General features: G+C 56.6%; 8 protein-coding genes. 2 read left to right on the top strand and 6 right to left on the bottom strand.

From position 1 onward, the window contains the following. Nucleotides 1–36 precede the first annotated feature (36 nt). Nucleotides 37–2,022, top strand: a complete 1,986-nt coding sequence (locus RFER_RS21465; RefSeq protein ID WP_041791108.1) for a monovalent cation:proton antiporter family protein — start codon at nt 37–39, stop codon at nt 2,020–2,022. 67 nt (nt 2,023–2,089) lie between these two features. Next, nucleotides 2,090–2,644, top strand: a complete 555-nt coding sequence (locus tag RFER_RS21470; protein WP_041791110.1) for an adenine phosphoribosyltransferase — start codon at nt 2,090–2,092, stop codon at nt 2,642–2,644. 15 nt (nt 2,645–2,659) lie between these two features. Here RFER_RS21470 and RFER_RS21475 read toward each other — a convergent pair whose 3' ends face one another. The 6 genes from RFER_RS21475 to rpmH all read right to left on the bottom strand — a co-directional run bounded on the left by RFER_RS21475 (nt 2,660) and on the right by rpmH (nt 7,585). Further along, nucleotides 2,660–3,268: a hypothetical protein gene (locus tag RFER_RS21475; protein WP_244095770.1), complete on the bottom strand. Its 609-nt coding sequence runs from the start codon at nt 3,266–3,268 to the stop codon at nt 2,660–2,662. Nucleotides 3,269–3,491: 223 nt separating this feature from the next. After that, the gene (mnmE, locus tag RFER_RS21480; RefSeq protein WP_011466485.1) at nt 3,492–4,901 is read right to left on the bottom strand and encodes a tRNA uridine-5-carboxymethylaminomethyl(34) synthesis GTPase MnmE; all 1,410 of its coding nucleotides are present in this window, start codon (nt 4,899–4,901) and stop codon (nt 3,492–3,494) included. Between the two features lie 53 nt (nt 4,902–4,954). After that, the gene (gene yidC / locus RFER_RS21485) at nt 4,955–6,670 is read right to left on the bottom strand and encodes a membrane protein insertase YidC (protein WP_011466486.1); all 1,716 of its coding nucleotides are present in this window, start codon (nt 6,668–6,670) and stop codon (nt 4,955–4,957) included. Then, nucleotides 6,667–6,951 carry a membrane protein insertion efficiency factor YidD gene (gene yidD / locus RFER_RS21490; RefSeq protein WP_011466487.1) on the bottom strand — a complete coding sequence of 95 codons (285 nt, stop codon included), beginning with the start codon at nt 6,949–6,951 and terminating at the stop codon, nt 6,667–6,669. The genes yidC and yidD overlap by 4 nt, the downstream gene beginning before the upstream one ends. Then, on the bottom strand, nt 6,948–7,394 hold the full coding sequence (locus RFER_RS21495; protein WP_041793091.1) for a ribonuclease P protein component: 447 nt from the start codon (nt 7,392–7,394) through the stop codon (nt 6,948–6,950). Before RFER_RS21495 ends, yidD begins: the two co-directional genes overlap by 4 nt. Before the next feature lie 56 nt (nt 7,395–7,450). Further along, nucleotides 7,451–7,585, bottom strand: a complete 135-nt coding sequence (gene rpmH, locus RFER_RS21500; protein ID WP_006299042.1) for a 50S ribosomal protein L34 — start codon at nt 7,583–7,585, stop codon at nt 7,451–7,453. Between the last annotated feature and the right edge of the window lie 269 nt (nt 7,586–7,854).

Below are 7,854 nucleotides of genomic sequence, written 5' to 3' on the forward strand. Positions count from 1 at the left end.
ATTTTATCGACGCCATCTGCTTGTTAGTATCTGGGGGTGAATCCGCTTGACTTGACACTTCTATATTTACTGGCCGCTGTGCTGGGCGTCGTGGCGTGTCGCTCTTTGAAATTGCCACCCATGCTCGGCTACTTGGCCGTTGGGATCGTGATTGGACCCAACGCTTTGGCCTTGGCAAAAAATGCGGACGGCGTGCGCCATCTGGGTGAGTTTGGTGTAGTCTTTCTGATGTTTGTCATTGGGCTGGAGTTCAATTTACCCAAGCTTCGTGCCATGCGAAGCCATGTGTTTGGGCTTGGTTTTTTCCAGGTGCTCTTGACCATGCTCGGCGCCACGGCAGCCATGCTGGGTTTGGGAATGATGGCTCCGACGCTTTGGGGCATGGGCTGGCAGACTGCGTTGGCACTCTCAAGTGCGTTGGCCATGAGCAGCACCGCCATTGTGGTTAAGCTGATGACCGAACGACTGGAGATGGAATCGGAGCACGGCAAACGGGTCATGGGCGTACTGCTGTTTCAAGATTTGGCAGTGGTGCCGCTGTTGGTGCTGATCCCGGCACTGGGGGTATCGGCCGAGTCGCTTTTTCAAACTCTTGCCTTCGCCAGCCTCAAGGCGACACTTTTGATTGCTTTGCTGCTGGTCGGCGGCCCGCGTGTGATGCGCTTTTGGCTGACGCTGGTGGCCCGGCGCAAAAGTGAAGAGTTGTTTGTCCTGAACCTGCTGTTCATTACACTGGGATTGGCCTGGTTGACAGAGATGGCGGGCCTGAGTCTGGCATTGGGTGCCTTTATTGCGGGTATGCTGATCTCGGAGACACAATACAAACAACAGGTGGAGTCGGACATCCGTCCCTTTCACGACGTGTTGTTGGGCCTGTTTTTTATCAGCATCGGGATGATGCTGGATTGGCGACTGGTGCTGGAACGTTGGCCGCTGGTGCTGTTGCTGGTCTCCGTCCCGGTATTTTTCAAGGCAGCATTAGTGGGCCTGCTGGCACGGAGTTTGGGTGCCACCACAGGCGTTTCACTGCGCACCGGCCTGTACCTGGCGCAGGCTGGCGAATTCGGTTTTGTGTTGTTGACACTCGCTCAATCCAATGCACTGGTGCCGCCCGCACTGCTTAATCCGATACTGGCCAGCATGGTGCTCTCAATGTTGGCCACACCATTTGTCATCATGTACAGCAACCAAATCGTTTTGAAGTGGGTCAGCAGCGAATGGCTGCAACAGTCTCTGCAAATGACCTCCATTGCGCGCCAGTCGATCAAGGCCAACAAGCATGTCATCATTTGCGGCTACGGTCGCTGCGGACAAAATCTGGCGCGCATGCTCGACCAGGAAAGCATACCTTATATCGCGCTTGATCTTGATCCCGACCGGGTGCGCCAGGCCACCGTCGCCGGCGACTCGGTGGTATTTGGGGACGCTGCCCGCCTGCAGGCACTGATCGCCGCCGGGCTGGCCCGGGCCAGTGCCGTCGTCATTACATACCTTGAAGTTCAGAGCGCCTTGAAGGTTCTGGCTCACACACGAGACCATGCGCCGCAGGTGCCAGTCATCGTGCGAACACAGGACGATCACGATCTTGAGGCCCTGCGCAAGGCGGGTGCAACCGAGGTGGTGCCAGAGGCGATTGAAGGCTCACTGATGCTGGCCAGCCACGCCTTGGCTTTGGTGGGCGTACCGATGCGGCGGGTGATTCGCATTGTGCGCGACCAGCGTGATGCTCGTTACAACCTGCTGCGCGGCTACTTTCACGGGGCCGACGACGATTCTGTCGATGAGTTAGGCCAGGATCGCCTCTCGACACTGACGCTGCCGCTTGGCGCCAAAGTCGTGGGCAAGCCGCTCAGCCAGCTGGCCCTATTGGCAGTAGATGTCCGCATCGTCAGCCTGCGCCGCAGCGGAGGGCATGTCAAGTCTGTCAACCCGGATTTGCTGATAGAGGAGGGCGACACACTCGTGCTTTCGGGCAAGACCGAGGCACTCGCGTTAGCCGAGCAGAAATTGCTCAAGGGTTGACCAGCCATGGCGCGACCAGGAGCAAGCGCGAGGCACAATGCCGACTCCAGCCTTAACACGATATTCCATGCAAAATCTCAGCGTCGACCAGTACCTCCGGGCTCACATTCGTACCGTTCCTGATTGGCCAGCACCGGGCGTGCAGTTTCGCGATATCACGCCGCTCTTGCAGGATGCCAAGGTATTTCGGGTATTGATCGACGCCTTTATCCACCGCTACATGGACCCCTCCATACGGCCTGATGTGGTCGCCGGGCTGGATGCCCGCGGCTTCATTTTGGGTGCGGTGGTTGCTTATGAGTTGAATGTGGGCTTTGTACCGATTCGGAAAAAAGGAAAGCTGCCTTTCACAACGGTAGAAGAGACCTACGAGTTGGAGTATGGCAGTGCCACCGTTGAACTGCACACCGACGCCGTCAAACCGGGTGACCGCGTACTGCTCATTGACGACCTGATCGCGACCGGCGGCACCATGATGGCCGGCATGAAATTGCTTGAAAAACTTGGGGCTCAGGTGATCGAAGGAGCCGCCATTGTTGACTTGCCGGAGCTTGGCGGCTCTGACAAGCTCAGGGCTTCGGGTCTTGCGCTTTTCACGCTGCTCGATTTTTCCGGACACTGAAGCCGGGTTAAGCCTTTAACTTAAATCACCGTACTGGGTAACACCCAGTGGCGAAGCACGCTCGTCTGGATCCACCATTTGCGTGTCTTCAAATTCTTCGAACGGCGCCGGGTTGCGTCGCCCCGATGTCACAATTTTCCCTGGCGTTGACACGGGCATTGGAGTGCTTGCACTTGCCAGCGCCCGCTTGAAGGCGGCCACCTCGTCTTGTTGCAGCGGCTCATAGCGGGGCGTCAGGTTGCGCGCCATCAGAGGTATTTCCGGCTGGCTGGCAGCTTTCGGTTCAGAGGCCTTTCTGGACATTTGAGACATGTGAATGGGCTGACTGGACGGCAGGCCATTTGTGACGTGATCGTTCACACGCCAGTAAACGGCGGTGACCAAGATGTCATGCCGCATCTTGGCCGCCTGAACCATCAGAGACTCAATCTCAGCCAGACGTGCGGTCTCACTTGCCACTTTGTCGGTTAGATCCATCATGACGAGATACTGGCGCCCAGCCGCATCCAGTGACAATACCTTGAATTTGTAACTGGTGGCCAGCACCCCGGCCCTGATCATCGAGTCGCGTACGACAGCGTACAGAAGTTGCCGACGTTCAATGCGCGCGGTTTTTCGATTCACGTCGCGAATCGCTGGCGCTGGGGCCGCAACAGCAACGGCCCCCAGCCCCATACCGTCTGTCGCCGAGGCTGTGGTTACAGACTTTCTTTTGGTGAACCAACTGAATATTGACATTTTTTCTTTCAACGCGGGAGGAAACGATGGGGCCTATTTTGTCCACCGGGAAAACCTGAAATTCGGCAACTTACGGTCACCCTTTGTTAAGAATAGACACCCAACGAAGCTATTTGCCAATACAAAACCGCGAGAATATCACTCCAAGAAGATCGTCTGATGAAAAGTCGCCCGTTATTTCACCCAGTGCATTTTGTGCCAGGCGGAGCTCTTCGGCCAGCAGATCAAGCGCTTGGGCCTTGGCCTCCAGGTGGAAGCCGGCGGTCATCAAATGAGCCGCCGTCCGGTGCAATGCCTGCACATGCCGTTCACGTGCCATATAGACACCCTCGGGCTTAGACTGCCAACCCACCAGCTCCAGCAATTTTCGGCGCAAAGTGTCCAGTCCAGCGCCGGTCTTGGCTGACAACTGCAAACCCGCCTGCTGACACGGTCGGTCGATCACATCGGCCTTGTTCCAGATTTCAATCACTGGCACGCTTGCAGACAACTTCCCGGCGATAGCCTCTGCGATGACTGCGTCAGCAGCTATGTAATCTGTAGCGTTTTTACGTGTCAAGTCATGCAAAAACAAGACCGCGTCGGCCGCCTCAATCACATCCCAGGTGCGGGCGATGCCTATTTTTTCTATCACATCATCGCTGTCGCGCAAGCCTGCCGTGTCGATCACATGAACCGGCACACCTTCGATCTGGATGGTCTGTTGCACTTTATCTCGGGTGGTACCGGCGATTGGCGTCACGATCGCCAACTCAGCCCCCGCCAGCGCATTGAGTAAGGACGACTTGCCGACGTTGGGCTGACCTGCGATCACGACCGTGATCCCTTCACGTAGCAGGGCGCCCTGGCTCGCCTTTTGCAGCACGGATTGCAGTGACTGCTGTAAATCTGACAATTGCCCGCGCGCATCTGCTTGGCGCAAAAAGTCGATTTCTTCTTCAGGAAAATCCAGCGTCGCCTCCACCAGCATCCGCAAATGAATCAAGGCCTCGCGCAAGATATGGATTTCTTGGGAGAAAGCGCCTGACAAAGAGCGGCTGGCACTGCGGGCCGCCGCCTCGGTACTGGCATCGATCAGGTCAGCGATAGCCTCCGCCTGGGCCAGATCAATCTTGTCATTCAGGAAAGCGCGCTCTGAAAATTCGCCAGGCAGCGCGGGTCGCAAACCCACCAGCCGAGGCATCTGACTGACGGGATCAAGCTCTGCCCCGGCCTCCAGGCAACGTGCCAGCAACAGTTGCAGTACCACCGGCCCACCATGCGCCTGCAACTCCAACACATCTTCACCCGTAAACGAATGAGGCGCTGGAAAATAGAGCGCGATTCCCTGGTCAATCGCCAATTGGCTGCGATCAAGAAACGGCAGGTAAGTTGCCTCACGGGCCCTCAGCTGCCGCCCCAAAAGCGCCTGCATTAAAGACCCAATACTTTTCCCGCTGACCCGCACAATGCCCACCGCACCCCGACCGGGGGCAGTGGCAATGGCGACAATTGGGTCTTGATGACGCGGCAGCGACACGGGAACTCAGCCGCAGCTGTGCCGCCCCTGTGAAGAACACACGAAGTTGCTCATCATTTGAAACTGGGCAGATGGAACTTCGGCGGCACGCCCATACGGGTGTTGATGAGCCACTGCTGCGCGATCGACAAGATATTGTTGGTAATCCAGTACAGCACCAAGCCCGCTGGGAAGAAGAAGAACATCACGCTGAAGGCCAGCGGCATGAACCACATCATCTTGGCCTGCATCGGGTCCGGCGGCGCTGGATTCAAGGACGTCTGCAACACAGTCGTCAATGTCATCACCAGCGGCAAAATGTAGAACGGATCAGGCGATGAAAGATCGTGAATCCACAGTATCCAGGGCGCGTTGCGCATCTCAACACTGGCGAGAAGCACCCAATACAAGGCAATGAACACCGGGATCTGAATCATGATCGGGAAACAGCCCCCCATGGGGTTGACTTTTTCTTCGCGGTAGATGCGCATCATCTCCTGCTGCATTTGCTGCGGGTTGTCCTTCAGGCGCTCCCGCATTTCGGTGACCTTCGGATTCACCGCTTTCATCTTGGCCATGCTGGCGTAGGCCTTGGCATTGAGCCAGTAAAAGGCCGCCTTTAACAACAACACCAAGGCGACAATGGACCACCCCCAGTTACCTAGGAAGCTTTCAATCGCATGGAGCAACCAGTACAACGGCTTGGCCAAAATGGTCAGCCAGCCATAGTCCTTGACCAACTCCAGCCCTGGCGCCAGTGCCTCAAGCACCTTTTCTTCCTGTGGACCAGCAAAGAATCTTGCCTCCACGGACTTGCTGGCGCCAGGCGCAATGTTGTCCATGGGGGTGATCATGCCAACGGCATACAGATTGGTATCGACCTTGCGCAGGAACAGATCGCGTTTGATGCCATCGCCCAACAACCAGGCACTGGCAAAGTAATGCTGCACCATGGCCACATAGCCGCTTTCCGCAGTCTTTTCGACATCAACCTTGTTGTTTTCGATGTCCTTGAAGTCGACCTTCTGGTATTTCTTGGCCTCGGTATAGATCGCCGGGCCGGTGAAGGTGGAATAGAACTTGGACTCTCCCAGCGGCTTGGTGCCATCGCGCACCAACTGCAGGTACAACTGCGGCGAGACCGCAGCGGTGCCAACGTTGACCACCTCATGCTTGACTGCCACCGCATAGGTGCCACGGGTGAGGGTAAAGGTCTTTACCAGTTTGACGCCGCCAAGCTCCGGGGATTCGAACCGGATAACCAGTTGATTGCTGCCCTCCTGCAACGTGCGCTCCCCTGGAGCGACGGTCATGACGGTCTTGTGCGTCGGAAAAGTGCCGCCTGCCGCCCCGGCAATCAGCCCAGTTTGCGCCATGTAGGTATGGTCTTTGTTGCTCTCCAGCAGAACAAAGTGTTTGCTCTTGTCAGCCATGTCGGCGTGCCTGACAAACTCGGTTTGTACAACCGACGCGCCTTCGGTATCAAAGGTGAGCTTGAGTACATCGGTTGTCACGACCAAGCGCTCGTGGGCTGCGGCAGACGCGTCAGTTGTAGAGGTCAATCCAGCTGCAGCCCCCGTCATCTGTGCGGCAGCAGCTACAGTATTTGCAGTAGGAACACCCGCTGGCACACTGGACGCAGGCACCGGCGGGTGGGCCGTTGCCGCCGTGTTGGACGCACTGGGGAAAAAAGTAGCTTTGTGGCCATTAAAAACCTGCCACTGATCCCACAGCAGAACCATGGAAAAGCCAAAAATCACCCACAAAATGGTGCGGCGAATATCGTTCATGAAGACTTCTTTTCAGAGGAAGGGTGAATCAGTTGGGTAAACAACTGGGATTTGAATCGGGGTTTTTCACTCGGAACCGGATCGGAACCGCCCGCGCACCAGGGATGACAACGTGCGAGTCTCGTCAACGTCAGATAACTGCCCGCTGCCGCGCCATGCGTTTGCAAGGCCTGCAGGGAATAGGCAGAACAAGTCGGCTCAAATCGGCAGGACGAACCCAGCCAAGGACTCAACAGCAAGCGGTAGCCCTTGACTATGCCGACCAGCACGTCCCTGATCATGATGCACCGCCTGTCAAAGCAAGGCCTTGCGACCGAGCCGTTGCCCGTGCAAACAGCTGCTGCAATTCCAGTCGGACCGCCATCTTGAGCGCCGCAGACGTGGCGCTGATGAACTGTTTAGAGTCAATGGCGGCGCGCAAGCGCACGACGTGGGCAGCCATAGGAAGCATTGTCTCAAAGTCGGCGCTCACGCTGTAGATCTGACGCTTGATGGCATTGCGTGTGACAGCCCGTTTCGCCCAGCGTTTGGCCACCATGGCCCCTAGCCACACGTCGCTCAAAGCAAAAAGTGCTGAGTCAGAGGTCATTACCGACGCCAGCGGCTTGTTTCTGTTCACCGGACCATCAAGCGCAACGCGATGCAAAGCGAAGTGCGCCGTTCGGGCCACCGTGCTGCCAGCCAGCACAGCCTGAAACTGACTTCGCGTCTTCAGTCGCTGCAATTTGAAGCGGCGCCAGAACTGCAAATCACAGTCGCAAACTATGCGGGCGGCCAGACTCAGACCGCCAGACGCTTGCGCCCTTTGGCGCGGCGAGCGTTGATCACAGCGCGGCCGCCACGGGTTTTCATGCGAACCAGAAAACCGTGAGTGCGGGCGCGGCGAATCTTGGAGGGTTGGTAAGTGCGTTTCATTTTGGAAATCCTAAAGGGCTCAATGACGGCCCGCAAATTTTCTAAAAAATTACCGGGCCGCAGTCTTAACTCCCCCAATACGTTCAGAGGAACCGGTGATTATCGCAAACTTTCCAGGCCACGGCAAATTCTCTCTTGAACCGCCTTGAACGCGTGGTCCGCCGCATTCAACACGAGCCTGCGTTAGCAGCCTTTCTCGGCTTGTGGACAAATGCTTGATAAATTACAATTTGCGCTACGGCAATCTACAACTATCCACAGAAATTAAT

The organism is Rhodoferax ferrireducens T118 (genome assembly GCF_000013605.1).
Taxonomy (GTDB): Bacteria; Pseudomonadota; Gammaproteobacteria; order Burkholderiales; family Burkholderiaceae_C; genus Rhodoferax; species Rhodoferax ferrireducens.

Bases quoted from the DNA above. Each gene is read 5' to 3' on its own strand.
- yidC (WP_011466486.1), bottom strand. From the start codon at position 6,670: ATGAACGATATTCGCCGCACCATTTTGTGGGTGATTTTTGGCTTTTCC.
- rpmH (WP_006299042.1), bottom strand. From the start codon at position 7,585: ATGAAACGCACTTACCAACCCTCCAAGATTCGCCGCGCCCGCACTCAC.
- RFER_RS21470 (WP_041791110.1), top strand. From the start codon at position 2,090: ATGCAAAATCTCAGCGTCGACCAGTACCTCCGGGCTCACATTCGTACC.
- yidD (WP_011466487.1), bottom strand. From the start codon at position 6,951: ATGATCAGGGACGTGCTGGTCGGCATAGTCAAGGGCTACCGCTTGCTG.